This is a genomic window from Micromonospora sp. NPDC002575, from assembly GCF_042889525.1.
Lineage (GTDB): Bacteria > Actinomycetota > Actinomycetes > Mycobacteriales > Micromonosporaceae > Micromonospora > Micromonospora carbonacea.
In genome coordinates, this window is the sequence record NZ_JBIARA010000010.1 from 31,851 (window position 1) to 55,229 (window position 23,379).

The window sequence follows — 23,379 nt, forward strand, 5'->3', positions numbered from 1 at the left end:
CGGCGGGGTGCGTCAGACGTTGAAGCCGAGGGAGCGGAGCTGGTCGCGCCCCTCGTCGGTGATCTTGTCGGGGCCCCACGGCGGCAGCCAGACCCAGTTGATCCGGATGTCGTTCACCAGTCCCCCGCCGGGGCCGGTGGTCAGCGCCTGCCGGGCCTGGTCCTCGATCACGTCGGTCAGCGGGCACGCCGCCGAGGTCAGCGTCATGTCCAGGGTGGCGACGTTGTCGTCGTCGACGTGCACGCCGTAGACCAGGCCGAGGTCGACCACGTTGATGCCCAGCTCGGGGTCGACGACGTCCTTCATCGCCTCCTCGACGTCGGCGACGGCGGCCTTCGCGCCGGCACCGGCGGGGGCGGCCTCGGCGGCGGACGGGGCAGTGCCCTCGGCGGCCGGGATCGCGGCGTCGGTCGCCACCGCGCCGTCCTCCGGCGCGCCGGCGGTCTGGTCAGAACTCATGCCTTCACCTCCGGGCTCGCGCCCACCCCGGCGCGTGCCGCAGCGTCCTTGAACGCCATCCACGGCAGCAGCGCGCACTTGACCCGGGCGGGGTAGCGCGCGACGCCCGCGAACGCCACCCCGTCACCGAGCACGTCCTCGTCCGGCGTGACCTGGCCACGGCCGGACATCAACTCGACGAACGCCTCGTGCACGGCGAACGCCTCCCCCGCGTCCCGCCCGCGCAGCAGCTCGTGCAGCACGCTCGCCGACGCCTGGCTGATCGAGCAGCCCATGCCGTCGTACGAGACGTCGTGCAGCACGACGCCGTCGGTGGCGACCCGGACGGTCACCTCGTCGCCGCAGGTCGGGTTGACGTGGTGCGCCTCGGCGACCCGGTCGGCCGGGTCCTCGGCGTCGCGCAGGCCACGGCCGTGGGGGCGCTTGTAGTGGTCCAGGATGATCTCCTGGTAGAGCTGGTCGAGCTGCATCAGTCGAACACCTTCCGCACCTGTTCCAGGCCACCCACCAGGGCGTCGATCTCGCCGGTGGTGGTGTAGAGGTAGAACGAGGCCCGCGTCATGGCCGGCACGCCGAACCGGGTGCACACCGGCTTGGCGCAGTGGTGCCCGACGCGCACCTGCACGCCGAGCGAGTCGAGCACCTGCCCGACGTCGTGCGGGTGGATGTCGCCGAGCGCGAACGAGATCGTCCCGCCCCGGCCCACCGGCACGGTCGGCCCGAAGATCCGCAGGCCGGGCACGGTGGCGAGGGCGTCCAGCGCGTACGCCGTCAGCTCCTTCTCGTGCCACTGGACGGCCCGCATGTCCAGGCCGGTGAGGTAGTCCACCGCCGCACCGAGCGCGACCGCCTCGGCGATCGGCGGGGTGCCCGCCTCGAACCGGGCCGGCGGCGCGGCGAACGTCGACCGGGCCATGGTGACCGTCTCGATCATCGAGCCGCCGCCCATGACCGGGGGCATGGCCGCCAGCAGCTCGCCCCGGCCCCACAGCACCCCGATGCCGGTCGGGCCGCACATCTTGTGCCCGGTGAAGACGACGAAGTCGGCGTCGAGGTCGACCACGTCGATCGGCAGGTGCGGCACGGACTGCGAGCAGTCCAGCAGCAGCAGCGCGCCCACCTCGCGGACGCGCGCGGTGATCCGGGCGGTGGCGTTGACGGTGCCGAGGATGTTGGACATGTGGACCAGCGAGACGATCTTCGTCCGCTCGGTGACCAGGTCGTCCAGGCCGGACTCGTCGAGCCGCCCGGCGTCGGTGACCGGGAACCAGCGCAGGGTCGCGCCGGTGCGCTCCGCGAGGAGCTGCCACGGGACGATGTTGGAGTGGTGCTCCATCTCGGAGATCACGATCTCGTCGCCGGGCCCCAGCCGGAACCGGGGGTCGGCGTCCGCGCGCAGCGAGGCGTTGGAGAACGCGTACGCGACGAGGTTGATCGCCTCGGTCGAGTTCTTGGTGAACACCACCTCGTCCACGCTGGGCGCGTTGACGAACCGGGCGATCTTGGCCCGCGCCCCCTCGTACGCCTCGGTCGCCTCGGTGCCCAGGGTGTGCACGGAGCGCGACACGTTGGCGTTGTGCCGCGCGTAGTGCTCGGCGAGCACGTCGAGCACCTGCCGCGGCTTGTGCGAGGTGTTGGCGCTGTCGAGGTAGACCAGCGGGTGCCCGTTCACCTCCCGGTCGAGGATCGGGAAGTCCGCGCGCACCGCCGCCACGTCGAAGCGCGGCACGTCGTCGAACTGCGGCATGCCGGCCGGGATGGTCAGGGAGGACATCGTCGGTCAGGCCCGCGCCGCGCCGGCCCCGGCGACGTACCGCTCGTAGCCCTCGTCCTCGAGCTTGTCGGCCAGCTCCGGGCCGCCCTGCTCGACGATCCGGCCGGCGACGAAGACGTGCACGAAGTCGGGCTTGATGTAGCGCAGGATGCGCGTGTAGTGGGTGATCAGCAGCAGGCCGGTGTCGCCGGTGTCGCGGACCCGGTTGACCCCCTCGCTGACCACGCGCAGCGCGTCGACGTCGAGGCCGGAGTCGGTCTCGTCGAGGATCGCCACCTTCGGCTTGAGCAGCTCCAGCTGCACGATCTCGTGCCGCTTCTTCTCGCCGCCGGAGAAGCCCTCGTTGACGTTGCGCTGGGCGAAGGCCGGGTCCATCTGGAGGCGCTGCATCGCGCCGCGCAGCTCGCCGCCCCAGGTGCGCAGCTTCGGCGCCTCGCCGTCGATCGCGGTCTTGGCGGTGCGCAGGAAGTTGGCCACCGACACGCCGGGCACCTCGACCGGGTACTGCATCGCCAGGAAGAGGCCGGCGCGGGCCCGCTCGTCGACGGACATGGCCAGCACGTCGACGCCGTCGAGGGTCACCGAGCCGCCGGTGATCTCGTACTTCGGGTGGCCGGCGATCGAGTAGGCCAGGGTGGACTTGCCGGAGCCGTTGGGGCCCATGATCGCGTGGGTCTCCCCCGACCGCACGGTCAGGTCGACGCCGGACAGGATCGGCTTGAGCTCACCCTCGGGCAGCTTGACCGACACCTTCAGGTCGCGGATCTCCAGGGTGCTCATTATCGGGTCACTCCATTGCTCGGCGTCGGGCGGCCGTCGTCGCCCACGGGAAGGTAGATGTCGCCGTCGCGGACCTCGACGGCATAGACGGGAACGGGTTCGGTGGCGGGCAGCCCGGTGGGCTCGCCGGTGCGCAGGTCGAACCGGGAGCCGTGCAGCCAGCACTCCAGCGTGCAGCCCTCGACCTCGCCCTCCGACAGGGCCACGGCGGCGTGCGAGCACTCGTCGTACGCGGCGTAGAACTCGCCGTCGGTGCCGTGCACCAGCGCGATCGGGGTGCCGTCGACGTCGGCGCTGACCACGCTGCCCTTCGGCACGTCGTCGGCCGCGCAGATCCTGATCATCAGGAGCCCGCCTTCGCCAGCCGCGCCTCGATGGCGTCGCCGAGGCGCTCGCGCAGCTCCTCGACCGGGATCTTGTTGATCAGCTCGGCGAAGAAGCCGCGGACGACGAGGCGGCGGGCCTCGGTCTCCGGGATGCCCCGCGCCATCAGGTAGAACAGCTGCTCGTCGTCGAAGCGGCCGGTCGCGCTCGCGTGCCCGGCGCCGGCGATCTCGCCGGTCTCGATCTCCAGGTTGGGCACCGAGTCGGCCCGGGCGCCGTCGCTGAGCAGCAGGTTCCGGTTGATCTCGTACGTCTCGGTGCCGGTCGCCTCGGCGCGGATCAGCACGTCGCCCACCCAGACGGTGTGCGCGTCGGCGCCCTGCAACGCGCCCCGGTAGCCGACGTAGCTGCGGCAGTCGGGCACGTTGTGGTCGACGAGCTGGCGGTGCTCCAGGTGTTGGCCGCCGTCGGCGAAGTAGAGCCCGTACAGCTCGGCCTCGCCGCCCCGGCCCGTGTACTCCACCGAGGTGTGCTGCCGGACCAGGTCGCCGCCGAGGCTGACCTGCACGTGCACGACCCTGGCGTCCCGGCCCAGCCGGATCTTCAGGTGCTGCGCCTGCACGGCGTCGGCGGCCCAGTCGGCCACGGTGACCAGGGTCAGCCTCGCGCCGTCGGCCACCGCCACCTCGACGTTGTCGGCCAGGGTGGCCGAGCCGGCGTGCTCCAGCACCAGGGTCGCCTCGGCGAACCGGCCCACCTCGACGAAGGTGTGCCCGAACGCGAGCCCGTCGGCGGAGTCGCCGACCACCCGCAGGCGAACCGGCTCGGCGACGACCGCCTCGCGGGCGACCTCGACCAGCAGCGCCTGCCCGGCCCCGCCGTACGCCAGGGCGCTGACCCGGTCGACCGGGGTGAGCACGCTGCCCACCCGGGGGTCGTCGGACCCGGCCCGGGAGACGGTGACCCCGGCCGGCAGGTCGCCGTGCTCGTGCCGGACGACGCCGGTGGCGGCCTGCGCGTCGCCGCCGACCAGGCCGCGCAGGCGCTTGAGCGGGGTGAAGCGCCACTCCTCCTCCAGGCCCGTGAGGGCCGGGAAGTCGGCGACGTCGTACGAGCGGAGCGCCTGCGACTTGGTGCTGGGCGGCGCGGAAGCCTGGGTAGTCATCTCTTCCTTGGTCTGTTCTGCGGCGACGGTGTCTGACTGGGCGGCGGCGTCAGCCGACCGCGCCCTCCATCTGGAGCTCGATCAGGCGGTTGAGCTCCAGGGCGTACTCCATCGGGAGTTCCTTGGCGATCGGCTCGATGAAGCCACGGACGATCATCGCCATCGCCTCGTCCTCGCTCAGGCCCCGGCTCATCAGGTAGAAGAGCTGGTCGTCACTGATCTTGGAGACGGTCGCCTCGTGCCCCATCGACACGTCGTCCTCGCGGATGTCGACGTACGGGTAGGTGTCGGAGCGGGAGATGGTGTCGACCAGCAGCGCGTCGCACTTGACCGTGCTGCGGCTGCTGTGCGACCCCTCCAGCACCTGCACCAGGCCCCGGTAGGACGTGCGGCCGCCGCCCCGGGCGATCGACTTGGAGACGATGGTGCTGCTCGTGTGCGGGGCGGCGTGCACCATCTTGGCGCCCGCGTCCTGGTGCTGGCCCTCGCCGGCCATGGCGACCGAGAGCACCTCGCCCTTGGCGTGCTCGCCGGTCATGTAGACCGCCGGGTACTTCATCGTCACCTTGGAGCCGATGTTGCCGTCGACCCACTCCATGGTCGCGCCCTCGTGGCACACGGCGCGCTTGGTGACCAGGTTGTAGACGTTGTTCGACCAGTTCTGGATGGTCGTGTAGCGGCACCGGGCGTTCTTCTTGACGATGATCTCCACGACCGCGCTGTGCAGCGAGTCGGACGAGTAGAGCGGCGCGGTGCAGCCCTCGACGTAGTGCACGTACGCGCCCTCGTCGACGATGATCAGGGTCCGCTCGAACTGGCCCATGTTCTCGGTGTTGATCCGGAAGTACGCCTGCAACGGGATCTCCACGTGCACGCCCTTCGGCACGTAGATGAACGAGCCACCGGACCACACGGAGGTGTTCAGCGCGGCGAACTTGTTGTCGCCGACCGGGATCACCGTGCCGAAGTATTCCTTGAAGATGTCCTCGTGCTCCTTGAGGGCGGTGTCGGTGTCGAGGAAGACGACGCCCTGCTCCTCCAGGTCCTCGCGGATCTTGTGGTAGACGACCTCGGACTCGTACTGCGCCGCGACGCCGGCGACCAGCCGCTGCTTCTCCGCCTCGGGGATGCCCAGCTTGTCGTAGGTGTTCTTGATGTCCTCGGGCAGGTCCTCCCAGCTGGTGGCCTGCTTCTCCGTGGAGCGGACGAAGTACTTGATGTTGTCGAAGTCGATCCCGGTGAGGTCGGCCCCCCACGCCGGCATCGGCTTGCGGCCGAACAGCCGCAGGCCCTTCAGGCGCAGGTCGAGCATCCAGGCGGGCTCGTTCTTCTTCGCCGAGATGTCCCGCACCACCGCCTCGCTGAGGCCGCGCTGGGCGGCGGCCCCGGCGACGTCGGGGTCGGCCCAGCCGTACTCGTAGCGACCGAGGGCGGCGAGCTGCTCCTCCTGGGTCAGGGGCTGAACGATCTGCTCGGTCATCTATCTGTCCTCACAGTGGTGACGGTGTTACGGGACTGCGCGGGGATGTGCGTGGTGCACACCCCGTCGCCGTGCGCGATGGTGGCGAGGCGCTGCACGTGGGTGCCGACCAGACGGGAGATGACCGCCGTCTCGGCCTCGCACAGCTGGGGGAACTCGGCGGCCACGTGCGCCACCGGGCAATGGTGCTGGCAGAGCTGGCCGCCGGAGGCGATCGTGGACGCGTTGGCAGCGTAGCCCTCGGCGGTCAGCGCCCCGGCGAGCGCCTCGGCCCGCGCCAGGGGATCGTCGCCGGCGTCCTCCATCGCGGCGCGGCAGCGGTCCTCCAGGGCGGCGACCTGGTCGGCGGCGAACGCCTCCACCGCCGCCGAGCCGCCGTTGCGGGAGATCCAGCGCAGCGCCGCGGTGGCGATGTTGTCGTAGTGGTGGGTGCCGCAGCGGCCCCGGGCCGCGTCGGTCAGCACGAAGACCTTCGCCGGGCGGCCCCGCCCCCGGCTGCCCCGGACGGTCTGCTCGCGGGCGACGACGTCGCCGTCGGCGAGCATCGCGTCGAGGTGCCGGCGGATCGCCGCCGGGCTCAGGCCCAGCGCCGAGCCGAGCTGCCCGGCGGTGGTCGCCCCGCGCTCCAGCAGCAACTGGGTGACCCGGTCCCGGGTCGACAGGTCGGCCGCGGCGGAACCGGCCGCGGGCGCGGGCGGAGCGGACTCCGGGCGGGCGGACGCGGACGCACCGGCGACCGGGTGGGCCGCCGGCTGCTGCCCGGAGAGCGCCGCCGCGTTTTTCACAACGCCCACGTTACGTAATTCGCCGGGGGGCCGCAAACCCGGGTGCCGGTGATCCGAACCACCGGACCGCCGGAGTCACCCGATCGGGTTCCACTACGGTGCGTAGGATTCGCTCCGTGAAGCGATCCGTCCGGTTCCCGGTCTCCGCCGCCCTGCTGCGCCGCCTCGCGCTCGCCTCGATCATCGCGAACGTGGCCATCGTGGTCACCGGCGGGGCGGTCCGGCTGACCGCCTCCGGCCTCGGCTGCCCCACCTGGCCCCGGTGCACCGACGCGTCGTACACGACGACGCCGGAGATGGGCGTGCACGGGGTGATCGAGTTCGGCAACCGACTGCTCACCTTCGCCGTGGGCATCATCGCCCTCGCCGTGGTGGTGGGGGTGCTGCTGCACGGCGCGCGGCGGCGGGAGCTGCTGCCGCTCGCGGTGGCGGTGCTGTTCGGCATCCCGTTGCAGGCGGTGGTCGGCGGGATCACCGTGCTGACCAACCTCAACCCCTGGGTGGTGGGGCTGCACTTCCTCGCCTCGATGGTGGTCATCGCAGCCGCGTACGCGCTGTGGCGGCGCGTCGGCGAGCCGGACGGCCCCGTGACGCCCACCGTGCCGGGGCCGCTGCGCACGCTGGCGCTGGTCACCACCGTCGTCAGCGCCGCGGTGCTGGTGATCGGCACCTGGGTCACCGGCAGCGGCCCGCACGCGGGCGACCACGGCGCGGCCCGCAACGGCCTCGACCCGGAGGCGATCTCCCAGGTGCACGCCGACGGGGTGTTCCTGCTGGTCGGGCTGTCGGTGGCGCTGGTCTTCGCGTTCCGCGCGGTCGGCGCGCGGCGGGCGGAACGGGCCGCCGTCGTGCTGGTCGCCGTGGAGCTGGGGCAGGGCGTGATCGGCTTCGTGCAGTACTTCACCCACCTGCCCGCCGTGCTGGTCGGCGCGCACATGCTCGGCTCGTGCCTGGTGCTGCTGGCCACCCTCGCGGTGCAGTGGTCGACCCGGGAGCGCCGGCCGGTCCAGCCGGCCCGGGAGGCCGCGACGCCGCCGGCCGAGCTCCCCGTCCCGGTCAACGCCTGACGCCCGCCCCGGCCGACGCCGGCCCGGCAGGTCAGCGGGGGCGGGTGAGGTGGGTGAGGACGGCGTCGGCGAGGCGGTCGGGCGCGCCGTCGGCGTACCCGAGGAACAGCGACGGCTCGGTCAGCTCCAGCTCGACCAGGACGGGCGTGCCGTCCGGGCCCGGGATCAGGTCCACCCGGGCGTAGAGCAGCCGCCGCGTGCCGCCGGGGACGGCGGCGAGCACCCGCTCGGCGACGGCGAGCTGATCGGGGGTGGCCGCGCGGGGGCTGATCTGCTCGGCCTTGTAGAGCCCGTCGGGGCCCAGGTCGGGGCCGGTGAGCATCGGGCCCTTGCGGATCGCGTGGCTGAAGGCGAGCCCGTCCGGGCCGGCCAGGAACAGCAGGGCCGTCTCCCCGGCGGTGTCCACCGCGGTCAGGTAGGGCTGGACCATGGCGACCCGGCCCGCGTCCGACAGGCGGCGCAGGTGGGCCAGGGCCAGCTCGCGGTGCGCCGGGTCGGCGAGGTCGTAGCGGCCGGTGTCCTGGCTGCCGGCGCTGACCGCCGGCTTGATCACGTATTCGCCGCGGGTGGCGGGCGGCGTCCAGGGCTGCCCCGGGGCCACCCAGCCGGTCGGCACCGTGGGCACGTGGGCGGCCGACAGCTCGTCGAGGTAGCGCTTGTCGGTGTTCCAGCGCACCACGTCGGCGGGGTTGACCAGCCGGGGGACGGTGTCGGCCCAGGCCACGAACTCGTCGCGGCGCAGCGCGTAGTCCCACGGCGAGCGGAGCACGACCAGGTCGCACGCGGCCCAGTCGACCGCCGGGTCGTCCCAGACGGCGACGGTGGCCGCGATCCCGCGCCCGGCCAGCGGGGCCAGCAGCAGCCGGTCGTCGGGCTCCAGGTCGGGCAGGTCGGCGCAGGTGACGATAGCGACCCGGGGTTCCCCCCGGGTCGACTGGTGGTGGTCGGTCAAGTTATCGGTCAACGGGCCATCGTGCGCCGGGCCATCGACCGCCAGAGGTCGTTGCTCGGGCGCATCTGGTCCATCAGCTCGCGCTCCCAGGCGTTCTCGACGGTGACTCCCGCCTTGGCGCACGCCTCCCGCGCGACGACGGTGTCGTCCGCGAACTGGTCGCCCCAGGCCCCGTCGGACCCGACGAGGACGATGCGTGCGCCGCGCTTGCCGACGTACTCAATGACCGCCTTCGCCCCGCCGTGCCCGGCGGCGAACGACTTGATGCCCGCGACGAGGCCGCTGGGGGCCTCGTCGGCGACGGTCTGCTGAGCCGTCAGCGTCGTATCGGAACCATCTGCCATGACGCGAAGCCTAAGCAGAGTTCCATCCGGACGTGCGAGAACCATGAACTATTTGTGATGCCAATTACCCAGGGGTTTAAGGAGAACCACAGGTGTTTTGCCCGGTTATATGGGGACTCGGGACACCAAAGCGGCCCGGCAAAGTTACACGATCGTCACAACTTGCGCGCGCCTGACCCAAGTCGGGTATGTCGCCCAGGATCGATGGCTCAGACCAGCGCGTCGACGGCGACGGCCGCGAAGAGGATGGTCAGGTAGACGTACGACCAGTGGAACAGCCGCATCGGCCGCACCGCGCCGCCGGCGGCCACCTGGCGGCACAGCCGGTGCGCCTCGTAGACGAAGACCCCGCCCGACAGCAGCGCGGTGACGCCGTAGATCGCGCTCATCCCGAGCGGCCAGACGGCCAGCGAGGCCAGCAGCGTCAGCCAGGCGAAGCCGATGATCTCGGCGTTGACCCGGCGGGCCGAGGCCACCACCGGCAGCATCGGGATGCCGGCGCGGGCGTAGTCGGCCTTGTATTTCATCGCGAGCGGGTAGAAGTGCGGCATCTGCCAGAAGAAGACCACCGCGAACAGCGCCCACGCCGCCGGGGCCAGCGAGCCGGTCACCGCGGCCCAGCCGATCAGCACCGGCGCGGCCCCGCACGCGCCGCCCCAGAAGGTGTTCTGCGGCGTGGTCCGCTTCAACCACAGCGTGTAGACCAGGTCGTAGTAGGCGATCGCGGCAAGGGTCAGCCCCGCGGCCAGCAGGTTGGTGAACACCGCCATCAGCGTCACCGAGACCACCGCGAGCACCAGGCCGAAGACCAGCGCGCTGCGCGGCGACACCGTGTGCGTCGGCAGCGGACGCCGCTTGGTGCGGCGCATGAGTTGGTCGATGTCCCGGTCGATGTAGCAGTTGAGCACGCTGGCCGCCCCAGCGGCGAGCGAGCCGCCCACCAGGACCACCGCCATCAGCCACAGCGACGGCAGCCCGCCCTCGGCGAGCATCATCGCCGGGACGGTGGTCACCAGCAGCAACTCGACGATGCGGGGCTTGGTCAGCGAGACGTACGCCGAGACCACCGCCCGGACGTCCCGCCGGGGCGCCGCGGGGGCGCCGGTCACCGTGCGCACCGGCGGCTGCCCGGCAGAGTTGCTGACGGGGCGCTCGGTGATCATGCTCACGGATTGCCACCTTCCGGCGTCGGCAGGGGGAGTCGGGTCGGTCGGACCCGTCGGGGCCCACACACCGTCCCCACACACTACGCGTCGTCGTTTTCGCTGCCCGCGCGACCCGACCACGGTGCGGACCGTCACACCCCCGGTTGAACGGCGGAAACGCCCAACCGCGTAAAGAAGAGCATGCACAGATCCCGGGGCGGGGGTTTACCCCCGCTCGATAGGGTCATCCGAGAGGGTTCCGCCCAACTGCCGAGGAGCACAACCATCGTGGCTGCCAACCGACCCGAGCAACCCGCACTCAACTGGTCCGACCTCGACCGCCGGGCCGTGGACCTCGTCCGCGTGCTGGCCATGGACGCCGTGGAGAAGTCCGGCAACGGGCACCCGGGCACCGCGATGAGCCTCGCGCCCGCGGCGTACCTCCTCTTCAACCGTGTGATGCGGCACAACCCGGCCGACCCGAACTGGCCCGGCCGGGACCGGTTCGTGCTCTCCGCCGGCCACTCCAGCCTCACCCTCTACATCCAGCTCTTCCTCTCCGGCTACCCGCTGGCCCTGGACGACCTCAAGTCGCTGCGGCAGTGGGGCTCGCTCACCCCGGGCCACCCCGAGCACGGGCACACCCCGGGCGTGGAGACCACCACCGGCCCGCTCGGGCAGGGCCTCGGCAACGCGGTCGGCATGGCCATGGCCGCCCGCCGCGAGCGCGGCCTGTTCGACCCGGAGACCGAGCCGGGCGCGTCGGTCTTCGACCACGACGTGTGGTGCATCGCCTCCGACGGCGACATCGAGGAGGGCATCACCCACGAGGCCAGCGCCCTCGCCGGGCACCAGCAGCTCGGCAACCTCTGCGTGATCTACGACGACAACGAGATCTCGATCGAGGACGACACCCGCATCGCCAAGAGCGAGGACGTCGCGGCCCGCTACGAGGCGTACGGCTGGCACGTGCAGACCGTCGACTGGCTCGCCGGCGACGCCGACCAGGGCGACTACCACGAGGACGTCGAGGCGCTGCACCGGGCGCTGCTGGCGGCGAAGGCCGAGACGGGCCGGCCCTCCTTCATCGCGCTGCGCACCATCATCGGCTGGCCCGCGCCCAACAAGAAGAACACCGGCAAGATCCACGGCTCGGCGCTCGGCGCGAGCGAGGTGGCCGCCACCAAGGAGCTGCTCGGCTTCGACCCGGCGCAGAGCTTCCAGGTCGACGAGGACGTCCTCGGGCACGCCCGCCTGGTCCTGGAGCGCGGCGCGGCGGCGCAGCAGGAGTGGGAGCGGACGTACGAGGGCTGGGCCAAGGCCAACCCGGAGCGCAAGGCGCTGTGGGACCGGATGTCGCAGCGGGTGCTGCCGGAGGGCTGGACCGAGGCGCTGCCGACGTTCCCGGCCGACGCCAAGGGCGTGGCCACCCGGGCCGCGTCCGGCAAGGTGCTGGAGGCCCTGGCCCCGGTGCTGCCGGAGCTGTGGGGCGGCTCGGCCGACCTGGCCGAGAGCAACAACACCACCATGAAGGGCGAGCCGTCGTTCGTCCCGGCGGTGCACGCCACCAAGGACTTCCCGGGCCACGAGTACGGCCGCACGCTGCACTTCGGCATCCGCGAGCACGCCATGGGCGCGATCCTCAACGGCATCGCCCTGCACGGCGGCACCCGCCCCTACGGCGGCACGTTCCTGGTGTTCAGCGACTACATGCGCCCCTCGGTGCGGCTCGCCGCGCTGATGAAGCTGCCAGTGGTCTACGTCTGGACGCACGACTCGATCGGCCTCGGCGAGGACGGCCCGACCCACCAGCCGGTGGAGCACCTGACCGCGCTGCGCGCCATCCCCGGCCTGGACGTGGTCCGCCCGGCCGACGCCAACGAGACCGCGTGGGCGTGGCGGCAGGCCCTGGAGCACACCGACCGGCCGACGGCCCTGGCGCTGAGCCGGCAGGCCCTGCCGACGCTGGACCGGTCGACCCTGGCCGGCGCCGAGGGCGTGGCCAAGGGCGGCTACGTGCTGGCCGAGGCGTCCAACGGCAAGCCGCAGGTGATCATCATCGGCACCGGCTCGGAGGTGCAGCTCTGCCTCACCGCACGGGAGCGGCTGGAGGCCGACGGCACCCCCACCCGGGTCGTGTCGATGCCCTGCCAGGAGTGGTTCTACGAGCAGGACGAGGCGTACCGGGAGTCGGTCCTGCCGCGCGGGGTAAAGGCCCGGGTGAGCGTGGAGGCGGGCATCGCGATGTCCTGGCGCGGGATCGTCGGCGACACCGGCGAGAGCGTCAGCATCGAGCACTACGGCGCGAGCGCCCCGCACACCGTGCTCTTCGAGCAGTTCGGCTTCACCCCCGACCGGATCGTGGCCGCCGCGCACGCGGCGCTCACCCGGGTGGGCGACATCACCGGTTTCACGACCGGCAACTGAAGGGGAGCGAGGACGACATGACGGACAGGCTCAGCGAACTCACCGCCGCCGGGGTGGCGGTCTGGCTCGACGACCTCTCCCGGGTACGGCTGAGCTCCGGCGGGCTGGACCAGCTCCGCCGGGAGCAGCACGTGGCCGGGGTGACCACCAACCCGACGATCTTCGCGAAGGCGCTCGCCGACGCCGACACCTACGACGGGCAGCTGCGCGACCTCGCCACCCGTGGGGTGGAGGTGGAGGAGGCGGTGCGCATGCTCACCACGTACGACGTGCGGTGGGCGTGCGACGTGATGCGCCCGTCGTACGACGGCAGCCAGGGCGTCGACGGCCGGGTCTCCATCGAGGTGGACCCGCGGCTGGCGCACGAGACGGAGAAGACGGTCGCCGAGGCCAAGGCCCTGTGGTGGCTGGTCGACCGGCCCAACCTCTTCATCAAGATCCCGGCCACCGAGGCGGGCCTGCCGGCGATCACCGCGACCCTGGCCGAGGGGATCAGCGTCAACGTCACGCTGATCTTCGGCCTGGACCGCTACTCGCAGGTGATGGAGGCGTTCCTCGCCGGCCTGGAGCAGGCGAAGGCCAACGGCCACGACCTGTCGAAGATCGGGTCGGTGGCGTCGTTCTTCGTCTCCCGGGTGGACAGCGAGGTCGACAAGCGGCTGGAGAAGATCGGCTCCGCGCAGGCGAAGGCGCTGCGCGGCAAGGCCGCCGTGGCCAACGCCCAGCTCGCCTACGAGCGCTACAGCGAGGTGTTCTCCTCCGACCGGTGGCAGGCCCTCGCCGACGCCGGGGCGCACCCGCAGCGCCCGCTGTGGGCGTCCACGTCGACGAAGAACCCGGACTACCGGGACGTCATCTACGTCGAGGAGCTGATCGCCCCCGGCACGGTCAACACGATGCCGGAGTCGGTAATCCACGCGTACGCCGACCACGGCGAGACGCGCGGGGACACCGTCACCGGCGCGTACGACGCCGCCCGCCAGGTCTTCACCGACCTGGAGTCGGTAGGCGTCGACATGTCCGACGTGATCGGCGTGCTGGAGCGCGAGGGCGTGGAGAAGTTCGAGGCGAGCTGGCAGGAGCTGCTCGACGGGGTGCGCAAGTCGCTCGCCGCGGCGGGCCAGGGCACCGGGCGGCCCGGCCAGGCCGCCCAGGGCGACGCGGACCAGGCCCAGAAGGTGGGGGGCAACGCGTGACCGACGGTCGTGGCGACGTCCCGGGGCGGTGCCCCGGGACGTCCCGCGCCGGCGGCCCGCCCCCTCCGGGTCGCGCCGGCGGCCCGTTCCCGGCGCGCCCGTGGCGGGCCGGGGTGGCGACGTGAGCGACCCGCTGACCGGCCCGGCGGACGCGTCCGCCGGGCTGGTCGTGCACGGCGCGGACCGGGTCGACCGGTCCGCGCCCGCGCCCGTCCGGCAGGCCCTCGTCGCCGGGGGCGTGCCGGCGCGGCTGGCCGCGCAGGACCCGACGCTGTGGGGGCCGGCCGCCGAGGCGGAGGCGCGGACCCGGCTCGGCTGGCTGGACACCCACCGGCGCAGCGTCGAGCTGCTGCCCCAGCTCGCCGAGCTGGCCGCCGAGCTGGGCGACCTGGACCACGTGGTGGTCGCCGGGATGGGCGGCTCGTCGCTGGCCGCCGAGGTGGTCAGCCGGGCCCTGGGCCGGCCGCTGACCGTGCTCGACACCACCGACGCGGGCCAGGTCCGCCGGGCGCTGACCGACCGCCTCGACCGCACGGTGGTGGTGCTGGCCGGCAAGTCCGGCCGCACCGTGGAGACCGACAGCCACTGGCGGGTCTACCGGCAGGCGTTCCTGGATTCCGGGCTGACCGCAGCGGAGGCCGGCCGGCACTTCGTGGTGGTCACCGACCCGGGTTCCCCGCTGGAGGCGGTGGCGGCCGAGCTGGGCGCGGTCACCGTGCCCGGCGACCCGCGGGTGGGCGGCCGGTACGCCGCGCTGACCGCGTTCGGGCTGGTGCCGGCGGCGCTGGCCGGCGTGGCCGTCGACGAGCTGCTGGAGCAGGCCGGTGCGCTCGCCGGGGCGCTGGGCCGCGACGCCGACAACCCGGGGCTGGCGCTCGGCGTCGCCCTCGGCGCGGCGGCCACCGGCGGCCGGGACAAGCTGGCCCTCGTGCCCGACGGCACGGGGTTCGACGGGCTCGGCGACTGGATCGAGCAGCTCCTCGCCGAGTCGACCGGCAAGGCGGGGCGCGGCGTCCTGCCGGTGGTGCTGGAGTCCCCCGCCGCCCCCGGCGGCGCGGCACCCGACGTGCTCACCGTCAGCTACGGCGGTTCGCTGGCCCCCGGCGCGGTGCCCGGCGGGGGCCGCGCGCCCGACGTGGCGGTCAACGGCCCGCTCGGCGCCCAGTTCCTGACCTGGGAATACGCCACGGCGATCGCCGGCGCGGTGCTCAAGGTGAACCCGTTCGACCAGCCGGACGCCGCCGAGAGCAGGGAGCACACCGCCCGGTTCCTCGACCCGGCCGCGCCGGCCCGCCCGCCGTCGTCGACCGAGGGCGCGATCGAGGTGTACGCCCCGGCGGGCGGCCCGGCCGACCTGGCCGGCGCGCTGCGGCACCTGGTCGACGGCATCGAGACCGGCGGATACCTGGCGGTCCTGGCGTACCTGGACCGGCTCGGCGACGCCGATGTCGCCGGGCTGCGACCGCTGCTCGCCGGGGCGACCGCCCGCCCGGTGACGTTCGGTTGGGGGCCGCGCTACCTGCACGCCACCGGCCAGTACCACAAGGGTGGTCCACAGGTAGGGAGTTTCCTTCAGTTGACCGGTACGGTCGGGGATGATCTGCCGGTGCCCGGAAAGCCGTACTCCCTCGGGAGGCTCCAGGCCGCCCAGGCCGCCGGCGATCGGCGGGCCCTGGCCCGCCGGGGCCGCCCGGTGCTGCGGCTGCACCTGACCGACCGGTCGGCGGGGGTGGCCCAGCTGCTCGACGCGGCCCGGCAACTGTGAGCGTGACGATGGACGAAGTGGAACCAGCGGAGCTAGGAGGCACCGTGCGTGCGAGGAGTGGGCCGGTCTTGCGAGCCCCGCAGTCGCGGACCGAGGCGACCCTGGTGGGTCCGGAGGTGATCCGGTGAACCCGCTGCGCGACCCGCAGGACCGGCGGCTGCCGCGGATCCCGGAGCCCTGCGCTCTGGTGATCTTCGGCGTGACCGGTGACCTGGCGCGGAAGAAGCTGCTGCCGGCGGTCTACGACCTGGCGAACCGGGGGCTGCTGCCGCCCGGCTTCGTGGTGCTGGGCTTCGCCCGGCGCGACTGGTGCGACGGCGACTTCGAGTCGCTGGCCCACGACGCGGCGAAGGAACACGCCCGGACACCGTGGCGGGAGGAGGTCTGGGGCCGGCTGGCCGGCAACATCAAGTTCGTCGGCGGCTCGTTCGACGACGACGCCGCCTTCGACAAGCTCGCCCAGACCCTGAACGGCCTGCGCGACAGCCACGGCATCCACGGCAACGCGGCGTTCTACTTCTCGATCCCCCCGGCGGCGTTCCCCGTGGTGCTCAAGCAGCTCGCCCGCACCGGGATGGCCGACAACGAGAAGTGCGGCGGCTGGCGTCGGGTGGTGGTGGAGAAGCCGTTCGGGCACGACCTGCCGTCGGCCAAGGAGCTCAACGACCTGGTCGACGACGTCTTCACCCGGCAGGACGTCTTCCGCATCGACCACTACCTGGGCAAGGAGACCGTCCAGAACATCCTGGCCCTGCGGTTCGCCAACAGCCTGTTCGAGCCGCTGTGGAACTCCAAGTACGTCGACTCGGTGCAGATCACGATGGCCGAGGACGTCGGCATCGGCAGCCGGGCCGGCTTCTACGACTCGGTCGGCACGGCCCGCGACGTGCTCCAGAACCACCTGCTCCAGCTTCTCGCGCTGGTGGCGATGGAGGAGCCGACCAGCTTCGACGCCGACGAGATCCGCGCCGAGAAGCTGAAGGTGCTCAAGGCGATCACCCTGCCGAAGGACGTCTCCCGGGGCACCGTGCGCGGCCAGTACCTGCCCGGCTGGGTGGGCGGCCAGCGGGCCGTCGGCTACCTCGACGAGGACGGCGTGCCGGCCGACTCGACCACCGAGACGTACGTGGCCGTGGAGCTGGGCATCCAGAACCGCCGCTGGGCCGGGGTGCCGTTCTACATCCGGGCCGGCAAGCGGCTGCCCCGGCGGGTCACCGAGGTCGCCATCATGTTCAAGAAGGCCCCGCACCTGCCGTTCAACCCGGCCGACATGGAGTCCCTCGGCCCCAACCAGCTCGTCATCCGGGTGCAGCCCGACGAGGGCGTGGTGCTCAAGTTCGGCTCCAAGGTGCCGGGCACCACGATGGAGGTCCGCGACATCGCGATGGACTTCCAGTACGGCGAGGCGTTCACCGAGTCCAGCCCCGAGGCGTACGAGCGGCTGGTGCTGGACGTGCTGATCGGCGACCGTACCCTCTTCCCGGACGCCGCCGAGGTCGAGCAGAGCTGGGCGGTGGTGGACCCGCTGGAGCACGCCTGGGAGGGCACGAAGCCGGAGCCGTACCGGTCCGGCGAGTGGGGTCCGCGCGCCGCCGACGAGATGCTGGCCCGCGAGGGCCGGGCGTGGCGCAGAGCGTGAGCGAGCACAGCGAGCAGACCAGGAGGCTCCATTGATCGGGCTGTGGGACACCACCGGCAACGAGGTGGTCAAGGCGCTCGCCGCCGAGCGGCGCAGCGCGGGCGGGGTGGCCAGCGGCATGGCGCTCACCCTGATCGTGGTGGTCGACGAGAAGCGGGTCCGCGAGGCGGAGGCGGCGGCGACGATCGCCGCCGCCGCCCACCCGTGCCGGCTGCTCGTGGTGGTCCGCTCCGACGTCGAGCGGGACCGCAACCGCCTCGACGCGGAGATCGTCGTCGGCGGCCGGCTCGGCCCGTGCGAGGCCGTGGTCACCCGGATGTACGGCCGGCTGGCGCTGCACGCCGAGTCGGTGGTGATGCCGCTGCTGGTGCCGGACGTGCCCGTGGTGACGTGGTGGCACGGCGAGCCGCCGGCGGAGATCGCGACGGACTTCCTCGGCGTCGTCGCCGACCGGCGGATCACCGACTCGGCGCAGGCCGACGACCCGATCGCGGCGCTGCGCCAGCGGGCCCGCGACTACGCGCCGGGCGACACGGACCTGGCGTGGACCCGGATCACCCCGTGGCGCACGCTGGTCGCGGGCGCGTTCGACACCACCGCGGCGCGGGTGACCGAGGCCCGGGTGGTGGCCCCGCCGACCGACCCGACGGCGGCGCTGATGTGCGGCTGGCTGAACAGCCGGCTCGGCATCGCCCCGCGCTGGGAGCCCGCGCCGGAGGCACCCCGGATGCGCGAGGTGCGGCTCAGTTGCGCCAACGGCGACGAGCTGACCCTCAGCCGGGACGACAGCGTGGCGACCTTCCGGCGCACCGGGCAGGACGACCGGCAGCTTCCGCTGACCCGCCGGCCGCTCGGCGACGAGCTGGCCGAGGAGCTGCGCCGGCTGGACGCCGACCAGGTCTACGCCGAGGCGCTGGGGGCGATGGCCGGCCTGCGGGGCTTGCAGCAGCGCCCCGCCCAGCGGGTGCACGTCTGGAAGGACCCGGCGACGGCGAAGCGGGCCGAGGCGGGGATCACCGCCCACGCCGGCACGAGCACCAACGAGTGACGGCGTGGCCCGGGCCGACCGCCGTGGTCGGCCCGGGCCACGCCGCCGCTGACGCGACGGAGGGCCGTGCGGCCCGAGGGCACGACGGACCGCGAGGGCGGTCGGGAGGCGAAGGCACATTTCATGAGTGAGGCGAGTGTCGCCGTCCACGCCGATGCCGACCTGCTGGCGCAGGCGGTGGCGGCCCGGCTGGTGGTGAGGCTGCTCGACGCGCAGGCGGAACGGGGCCAGGCGTCGATGGTGCTGACCGGCGGGCGGATCGCCGCGTCCGTCTACCGCGCGGTGGCCGCGCTGCCGGCCCGGGACGCCGTCGACTGGTCCCGCGTCGACGTCTGGTGGGGCGACGAGCGGTTCCTGCCCGCCGGCGACCCGGAGCGCAACGAGACGCAGGCCCGCGCGGCGCTGCTCGACGCGGTGCCGCTGGACCCGGCCCGGGTGCACCCGATGCCCGCCTCGGACGGCCCGACCGGCGACGACCCGGAGGCCGGGGCCGCCGGGTACGCCGCCGAGCTGGCCCGCGCGGCCCGCCCGGGGCACGCCGCGCTCCCCCACTTCGACGTGCTGATGCTCGGGGTCGGCGAGGACGGGCACGTCGCCTCGGTCTTCCCCGGGCACCCGGTGCACCACGACACGCGGCCGGTGAGCGCCGTGCGGGGCAGCCCCAAGCCGCCGCCGGTGCGCACCACGCTGACCCTGCCGACGATCAACACGGCCGAGGAGGTCTGGCTGGTCGCCAGCGGCGCGGACAAAGCCCGCGCGGTGGGCATGGCGCTGGCCGGGGCCGGCCCGGTGCAGCTCCCGGCGGCCGGGGCGCAGGGCGTCAGCCGCACCCTGTGGCTGCTGGACCGGGCGGCGGCGGCCGAGGTGCGCTGAGGTGTAAGGAAGGGCCCCCTGTTAACGCTTTCTGCATAGCAGGGGGCCCTTCTTAACGCTCCCGGCCCGGCAACCGGCCGGGCGGCAGCGCCCCGCTCAGGTGCCGCCCCTGCGGCGGCGCAGGGCGGCCAGGGCCTCCGCCAACAGCGCTTCCCCCTGCTCGGGGGTGCGCCGCTCCTTCACGTACGCCAGGTGGGTCTTGTAGGGCTCGGGGCGGGCCCGGCCCGGCGGGTCCGCCCGGTCCTGGCCGGCGGGGAGCCCGCAGCGCGGGCAGTCCCACAGCGCCGGCGGCGTCGCGTCGGCCGCGATGGGCACGTCGACCCGGTGGTCGTTGCGGCACCAGTAGCTGACCGGCCGGCGCGGGGCGGGCACGTGCCGCTCCCCGAAACGCTCCGGCCCTGACCCGACCCGGGTGCCCCGGATGACGTTGCCACTCGTCACGCTGCTCGCTCCTGTCGTCGGAGGGGACCGCCGCGCGGGCGGGCGGCGGCGACGCGGTGCAGCAAAAACAACTGCGCGCGGTCCGTCGGTGACGGACCGCGCGCAGATTGTACGACTCGGCGGGCTCGCTCTCAGACCCCGCTGCCGTTGCCGACCTGGAGACGCAACCAGAGCCCCAGCCCGACGATGCAGGCGAACCAGACGATGCCCACCAGGACGGTGTAGCGGTCGAGGTTCTTTTCGGCCACCGAGGAGCCGGCAAGGCTGGAGCTGACCCCACCGCCGAACATGCTCGACATGCCGCCGCCCTTGCCGCGGTGCAGCAGGATCAGCATGGTGAGCATGATGCTCGTGATCGTCAGCAACACGATCAACGTGTATGCGAACCAGATCGGCATGGCTGGGGTCAGTCCTCTCGTAGCGATCCTCGCCCGGACAGGTCGGGCACTGCGGCACCGGCCGGTGGACGGGCGGAGTCAAGGATAGCGAGCCTTCAGCGGCTGATGTGCTCCGGGAACCGGCAGATCTTGGCGAATTCCTCGGCGTCGAGGCTCGCGCCGCCGACCAGCGCCCCGTCCACGTCCGGCTGGGCCATGATCGAGGCCACGTTCGAGGACTTCACCGACCCGCCGTAGAGGATGCGCACCTGGTCGGCGGTCGCCTGGTCGTAGGTCTCGACGAGGCGCTTGCGCACCTCCCCGCACACCTCCTGGGCGTCCTCCGGGGTGGCGGTCTTGCCCGTCCCGATCGCCCAGACCGGCTCGTACGCCACGACGACCTTGGTGACCTGCTCCGGGGTGAGCCCCCGCAGCGCCCCGTCGAGCTGGTCGCAGCAGTGCGGCACGTGCCGAAGCTGCTCACGGACCTCCAGGCCCTCACCGATGCACAGGATCGGGGTGAGCCCGTGGGACAGCGCGGCGGTCACCTTGTCGTTGACCAGCGCGTCGTCCTCGTGGTGGTATTGCCGCCGCTCGGAGTGGCCGACCACCACGTACGTGCAGCCGAGCTTCGCCAGCATCGCCCCCGAGATGTCCCCGGTGTACGCCCCCGACGGGTACGGCGACAGGTCCTGCCCGCCGTAGCCGATGAGCAGCTTGTCGCCCTCGATCGCGGTCTGCACGGTGCGCAGGTCGGTGAAGGGCGGCAGCACGACGCACTCGACGTCGGTGAGCTGCTGCGCGGTGAGGCTCGCGGCCAGCTTCTGCACCAGCAGGTTGGCCTCGAAGTGGTTGAGGTTCATCTTCCAGTTGCCGGCCATCAGCGGCCGGCGGGTGATCGCCGCCATCAGTCCTCCAGCGCCGCGATGCCGGGGAGGGTCTTGCCCTCCAGGTATTCCAGCGACGCGCCGCCGCCGGTGGAGATGTGATTGAAATCAGTCTCGTCCAGCCGCAGGGCACGGACCGCCGCCGCAGAGTCGCCGCCGCCGACCACGCTGAACGCGCCGGCCTTGGTGATCGCCTCAGCGACGCCCCGGGTGCCGTTCGCGAACGCCGCCATCTCGAACACGCCCATCGGGCCGTTCCAGAAGATCGTCTTCGCGTCGGCGAGCGCGGCGGCGAAGCCGGCCACCGTCTCCGGGCCGATGTCCAGCCCGAGGCGGTGGCTCGGGATGGCGTCGGCGCGGACCGTGTCGTGCGCCGCGTCGGGGGCGAAGGCGTCCGCCGCCACCACGTCGACCGGGAGCAGGATCTTGCCGTCGGCCCGCTCCAGGAGGTTGCGGCAGGTCTCGACCATCTCCTCCTCCAGCAGCGACGTGCCCACCTCGTGGCCCTGGGCCTTGAGGAACGTGAAGCACATGCCGCCGCCGATGAGCAGCCGGTCGACCTTCGGCAGCAGCGCCTCGATCACCGCGAGCTTGTCGGAGACCTTCGAGCCGCCGAGCACCACCACGTACGGGCGCTCCGGCTCGCCGGTGAGCTTGGCCAGCACCTCCACCTCGCGCAGCACCAGGCGGCCCGCGACGTGCGGCAGCCGGGCCGGCACGTCGAAGACGCTGGCGTGCTTGCGGTGCACCGCGCCGAACGCATCGTCGACGTACGCCTCGCCGAGCGCGGCGAGCTGGTCGGCGAACGCGCCCCGCTCCGCCTCGTCCTTGCTGGTCTCGCCCTTGTTGAAGCGCAGGTTCTCCAGCAGGGCGACCTCGCCGTCGGCGAGCGCGCCGACCGTGGACCGGGCGGACTCGCCGACGGTGTCCTCGGCGAACCGCACCTGCGCGCCGAGCAGCTCGCCGAGGCGGGCCGCGACCGGACGCAGGCTGAACTGCGGGTCGGGCGCGCCCTTCGGGCGGCCCAGGTGCGAGAAGACCACGACCTTCGCGCCCGCCCCGGTCAGGGCGGTCAACGTCGGCAGCACCGCGCGGATGCGCCCGTCGTCGGTGATCGCGCCGGTCTGCTTGTCGAGCGGGACGTTCAGGTCGGCGCGCACGAGCACGCGCCGACCCGACACCCCCTCGGCGAGCAGGTCGTCGAGGTTGCGGATGGTCACAGCGACTGACCCACCAGCTTGACCAGGTCCACCAGGCGGTTCGAGTAGCCCCACTCGTTGTCGTACCAGCCGACGACCTTGACCTGGTTGCCGATGACCTTGGTCAGCGGCGCGTCGAAGATGCACGACGCCGGGTCGGTGACGATGTCGGCGGAGACGATCGGGTCCTCGTTGTAGACCAGGACGCCCTTGAGCGGGCCCTCGGCGGCGGCCTTCAGCGCGGCGTTGACCTCGTCGACCGAGGTCTCCCGGCCCACCTCGACGGTGAGGTCGGTGGCCGAGCCGGTGGGGATCGGCACCCGCAGCGCGTACCCGTCGAGCTTGCCCTTCAGCTCCGGCAGCACCAGGCCGATGGCCTTCGCGGCGCCCGTGGAGGTCGGGACGATGTTCAGCGCGGCGGCCCGGGCGCGGCGCAGGTCCTTGTGCGGCGCGTCCTGGAGGTTCTGGTCCTGGGTGTACGCGTGGATGGTGGTCATCAGACCCTTGGTGATGCCGAACGTGTCGTGCAGCACCTTCGCCATCGGGGCCAGGCAGTTGGTGGTGCAGGAGGCGTTCGAGATGATCGTGTGCTTGGCCGGGTCGTACTGGTCGTGGTTGACGCCCATGACGACCGTGACGTCCTCGTTCTTCGCCGGGGCGGAGATGATGACCTTCTTGGCCCCGCCGTCGACGTGCGCCTTCGCCTTGGTGCCGTCGGTGAAGAAGCCGGTGGACTCGATGACCACGTCGGCGCCGACCTCGCCCCACGCCAGCTTCGCCGGGTCGCGCTCGGCGAACGCCTTGATGGTCTTGCCGCCGACGGTGATCTCGTCGGCCGTCGCCTTGACCTCGTGCGGGAGGCGACCCAGGATGCTGTCGTACTTGAGCAGGTGGGCGAGCGTCGCGTTGTCGGTCAGGTCGTTGACGGCCACGACCTCGACGTCCGCGCCGGACGCCAGCACGGCCCGGAAGAAGTTACGGCCGATGCGGCCGAAGCCGTTGATGCCAACCCGGATGGTCACAGGTCCCATCTCCTCGCGTTCTTATCCGCCGGCGTGGAATCGGACCGGCGAAGTGGTGTGCGCCGACCGTTGGAGTCGGCCGTTGACAGTTCGTGTCGGCCACCCCGCCGCGGCCCGAGAGAACCTGACCGCCGGAGGCGGTGTGCACGGCGAGAGTGCCGGTGCCGGCCCCCTTGCCGTACGCAACGACCCTATCCGAGCGCGTGGCGGCGCGGTGCGCCGGGTGGTGA

The 23,379-nt window shown here is 72.7% G+C and carries 23 protein-coding genes; 7 read left to right on the forward strand and 16 right to left on the reverse strand.

Annotated features, from left to right (window positions below; all coding sequences use genetic code 11):
* Positions 1–12: 12 nt before the first annotated feature.
* The 8 genes from ACFYWL_RS16850 to ACFYWL_RS16885 are packed head-to-tail and all read right to left on the reverse strand — an operon-like array spanning position 13 to position 6,767.
* Entirely contained in the window at positions 13–459 is a 447-nt protein-coding gene (locus ACFYWL_RS16850) for a metal-sulfur cluster assembly factor (RefSeq protein ID WP_386973327.1), read from the reverse strand.
* The gene (gene sufU, locus ACFYWL_RS16855; protein ID WP_386973330.1) at positions 456–929 is read right to left on the reverse strand and encodes a Fe-S cluster assembly sulfur transfer protein SufU; all 474 of its coding nucleotides are present in this window, start codon (positions 927–929) and stop codon (positions 456–458) included. Before sufU ends, ACFYWL_RS16850 begins: the two co-directional genes overlap by 4 nt.
* Positions 929–2,233, reverse strand: coding sequence for a cysteine desulfurase (locus ACFYWL_RS16860; protein WP_074474327.1), 1,305 nt, complete (start codon positions 2,231–2,233; stop codon positions 929–931). The genes sufU and ACFYWL_RS16860 overlap by 1 nt, the downstream gene beginning before the upstream one ends.
* A gap of 6 nt (positions 2,234–2,239) precedes the next feature.
* The gene (gene sufC / locus ACFYWL_RS16865; protein ID WP_074474328.1) at positions 2,240–3,013 is read right to left on the reverse strand and encodes a Fe-S cluster assembly ATPase SufC; all 774 of its coding nucleotides are present in this window, start codon (positions 3,011–3,013) and stop codon (positions 2,240–2,242) included.
* Complete coding sequence (locus ACFYWL_RS16870) at positions 3,013–3,357, reverse strand: non-heme iron oxygenase ferredoxin subunit (RefSeq protein WP_386973333.1); 345 nt, start codon at positions 3,355–3,357, stop codon at positions 3,013–3,015. The genes sufC and ACFYWL_RS16870 overlap by 1 nt, the downstream gene beginning before the upstream one ends.
* On the reverse strand, positions 3,357–4,502 hold the full coding sequence (gene sufD / locus ACFYWL_RS16875) for a Fe-S cluster assembly protein SufD (RefSeq protein ID WP_386973336.1): 1,146 nt from the start codon (positions 4,500–4,502) through the stop codon (positions 3,357–3,359). Before sufD ends, ACFYWL_RS16870 begins: the two co-directional genes overlap by 1 nt.
* 49 nt (positions 4,503–4,551) lie before the next feature.
* The gene (gene sufB, locus ACFYWL_RS16880) at positions 4,552–5,982 is read right to left on the reverse strand and encodes a Fe-S cluster assembly protein SufB (RefSeq protein WP_386973339.1); all 1,431 of its coding nucleotides are present in this window, start codon (positions 5,980–5,982) and stop codon (positions 4,552–4,554) included.
* Positions 5,979–6,767: a helix-turn-helix transcriptional regulator gene (locus ACFYWL_RS16885; protein WP_386973341.1), complete on the reverse strand. Its 789-nt coding sequence runs from the start codon at positions 6,765–6,767 to the stop codon at positions 5,979–5,981. Before ACFYWL_RS16885 ends, sufB begins: the two co-directional genes overlap by 4 nt.
* Positions 6,768–6,865: 98 nt before the next feature.
* On the opposite strand from ACFYWL_RS16885, the gene ACFYWL_RS16890 reads away from it, so the two are divergent.
* Positions 6,866–7,834 (forward strand): heme A synthase, encoded by a 969-nt coding sequence (locus tag ACFYWL_RS16890; protein WP_386973344.1) that lies wholly within the window; start codon positions 6,866–6,868, stop codon positions 7,832–7,834.
* 31 nt (positions 7,835–7,865) lie between these two features.
* Here the strand turns inward: ACFYWL_RS16890 and ACFYWL_RS16895 are convergent, their stop codons facing one another.
* From ACFYWL_RS16895 to ACFYWL_RS16905, 3 genes are all read right to left on the reverse strand, one after another.
* Complete coding sequence (locus tag ACFYWL_RS16895) at positions 7,866–8,786, reverse strand: RimK family alpha-L-glutamate ligase (RefSeq protein WP_386973774.1); 921 nt, start codon at positions 8,784–8,786, stop codon at positions 7,866–7,868.
* A gap of 8 nt (positions 8,787–8,794) precedes the next feature.
* Positions 8,795–9,130 (reverse strand): hypothetical protein, encoded by a 336-nt coding sequence (locus tag ACFYWL_RS16900; protein WP_386973346.1) that lies wholly within the window; start codon positions 9,128–9,130, stop codon positions 8,795–8,797.
* A gap of 209 nt (positions 9,131–9,339) precedes the next feature.
* Complete coding sequence (locus ACFYWL_RS16905) at positions 9,340–10,299, reverse strand: heme o synthase (RefSeq protein WP_386973348.1); 960 nt, start codon at positions 10,297–10,299, stop codon at positions 9,340–9,342.
* Positions 10,300–10,563: 264 nt separating this feature from the next.
* On the opposite strand from ACFYWL_RS16905, the gene tkt reads away from it, so the two are divergent.
* The 6 genes from tkt (at position 10,564) to pgl (ending at position 19,223) form a co-directional block, all read left to right on the forward strand.
* Positions 10,564–12,702: a transketolase gene (tkt, locus tag ACFYWL_RS16910; RefSeq protein WP_386973351.1), complete on the forward strand. Its 2,139-nt coding sequence runs from the start codon at positions 10,564–10,566 to the stop codon at positions 12,700–12,702.
* Between the two features lie 17 nt (positions 12,703–12,719).
* Positions 12,720–13,898, forward strand: coding sequence for a transaldolase (tal, locus tag ACFYWL_RS16915; protein WP_386973354.1), 1,179 nt, complete (start codon positions 12,720–12,722; stop codon positions 13,896–13,898).
* Positions 13,899–14,019: 121 nt separating this feature from the next.
* Positions 14,020–15,663, forward strand: a complete 1,644-nt coding sequence (locus ACFYWL_RS16920) for a glucose-6-phosphate isomerase (protein WP_386973356.1) — start codon at positions 14,020–14,022, stop codon at positions 15,661–15,663.
* A gap of 124 nt (positions 15,664–15,787) precedes the next feature.
* Positions 15,788–17,302, forward strand: a complete 1,515-nt coding sequence (zwf, locus tag ACFYWL_RS16925) for a glucose-6-phosphate dehydrogenase (protein ID WP_386973359.1) — start codon at positions 15,788–15,790, stop codon at positions 17,300–17,302.
* A 31-nt stretch (positions 17,303–17,333) separates the two neighbouring features.
* Positions 17,334–18,350, forward strand: a complete 1,017-nt coding sequence (locus ACFYWL_RS16930) for a glucose-6-phosphate dehydrogenase assembly protein OpcA (RefSeq protein WP_386973361.1) — start codon at positions 17,334–17,336, stop codon at positions 18,348–18,350.
* Between the two features lie 123 nt (positions 18,351–18,473).
* Entirely contained in the window at positions 18,474–19,223 is a 750-nt protein-coding gene (pgl, locus tag ACFYWL_RS16935; RefSeq protein WP_386973364.1) for a 6-phosphogluconolactonase, read from the forward strand.
* 96 nt (positions 19,224–19,319) lie between these two features.
* Here pgl and ACFYWL_RS16940 read toward each other — a convergent pair whose 3' ends face one another.
* The 5 genes from ACFYWL_RS16940 to gap form a co-directional block, all read right to left on the reverse strand.
* The gene (locus ACFYWL_RS16940) at positions 19,320–19,664 is read right to left on the reverse strand and encodes an RNA polymerase-binding protein RbpA (protein WP_386973366.1); all 345 of its coding nucleotides are present in this window, start codon (positions 19,662–19,664) and stop codon (positions 19,320–19,322) included.
* Between the two features lie 131 nt (positions 19,665–19,795).
* Entirely contained in the window at positions 19,796–20,062 is a 267-nt protein-coding gene (gene secG / locus ACFYWL_RS16945) for a preprotein translocase subunit SecG (protein WP_386973368.1), read from the reverse strand.
* 95 nt (positions 20,063–20,157) lie between these two features.
* A complete protein-coding gene (gene tpiA, locus ACFYWL_RS16950) occupies positions 20,158–20,949 on the reverse strand; it encodes a triose-phosphate isomerase (RefSeq protein ID WP_343448701.1) in 792 nt (263 codons plus the stop codon).
* Positions 20,949–22,148, reverse strand: coding sequence for a phosphoglycerate kinase (locus ACFYWL_RS16955; RefSeq protein WP_386973371.1), 1,200 nt, complete (start codon positions 22,146–22,148; stop codon positions 20,949–20,951). The genes tpiA and ACFYWL_RS16955 overlap by 1 nt, the downstream gene beginning before the upstream one ends.
* Positions 22,145–23,149 (reverse strand): type I glyceraldehyde-3-phosphate dehydrogenase, encoded by a 1,005-nt coding sequence (gap, locus tag ACFYWL_RS16960; RefSeq protein WP_386973374.1) that lies wholly within the window; start codon positions 23,147–23,149, stop codon positions 22,145–22,147. The genes ACFYWL_RS16955 and gap overlap by 4 nt, the downstream gene beginning before the upstream one ends.
* Positions 23,150–23,379: the final 230 nt, after the last annotated feature.

What these genes read in the sequence shown, in the direction of transcription:
- ACFYWL_RS16850 (WP_386973327.1), bottom strand. Translation starts at nt 459, where the DNA reads ATGAGTTCTGACCAGACCGCCGGCGCGCCGGAGGACGGCGCGGTGGCG.
- sufU (WP_386973330.1), bottom strand. Translation starts at nt 929, where the DNA reads ATGCAGCTCGACCAGCTCTACCAGGAGATCATCCTGGACCACTACAAG.
- ACFYWL_RS16860 (WP_074474327.1), bottom strand. Translation starts at nt 2,233, where the DNA reads ATGTCCTCCCTGACCATCCCGGCCGGCATGCCGCAGTTCGACGACGTG.
- sufC (WP_074474328.1), bottom strand. Translation starts at nt 3,013, where the DNA reads ATGAGCACCCTGGAGATCCGCGACCTGAAGGTGTCGGTCAAGCTGCCC.
- ACFYWL_RS16870 (WP_386973333.1), bottom strand. Translation starts at nt 3,357, where the DNA reads ATGATCAGGATCTGCGCGGCCGACGACGTGCCGAAGGGCAGCGTGGTC.
- sufD (WP_386973336.1), bottom strand. Translation starts at nt 4,502, where the DNA reads ATGACTACCCAGGCTTCCGCGCCGCCCAGCACCAAGTCGCAGGCGCTC.
- sufB (WP_386973339.1), bottom strand. Translation starts at nt 5,982, where the DNA reads ATGACCGAGCAGATCGTTCAGCCCCTGACCCAGGAGGAGCAGCTCGCC.
- ACFYWL_RS16900 (WP_386973346.1), bottom strand. Translation starts at nt 9,130, where the DNA reads ATGGCAGATGGTTCCGATACGACGCTGACGGCTCAGCAGACCGTCGCC.
- tal (WP_386973354.1), top strand. Translation starts at nt 12,720, where the DNA reads ATGACGGACAGGCTCAGCGAACTCACCGCCGCCGGGGTGGCGGTCTGG.
- pgl (WP_386973364.1), top strand. Translation starts at nt 18,474, where the DNA reads ATGAGTGAGGCGAGTGTCGCCGTCCACGCCGATGCCGACCTGCTGGCG.
- secG (WP_386973368.1), bottom strand. Translation starts at nt 20,062, where the DNA reads ATGCCGATCTGGTTCGCATACACGTTGATCGTGTTGCTGACGATCACG.
- tpiA (WP_343448701.1), bottom strand. Translation starts at nt 20,949, where the DNA reads ATGGCGGCGATCACCCGCCGGCCGCTGATGGCCGGCAACTGGAAGATG.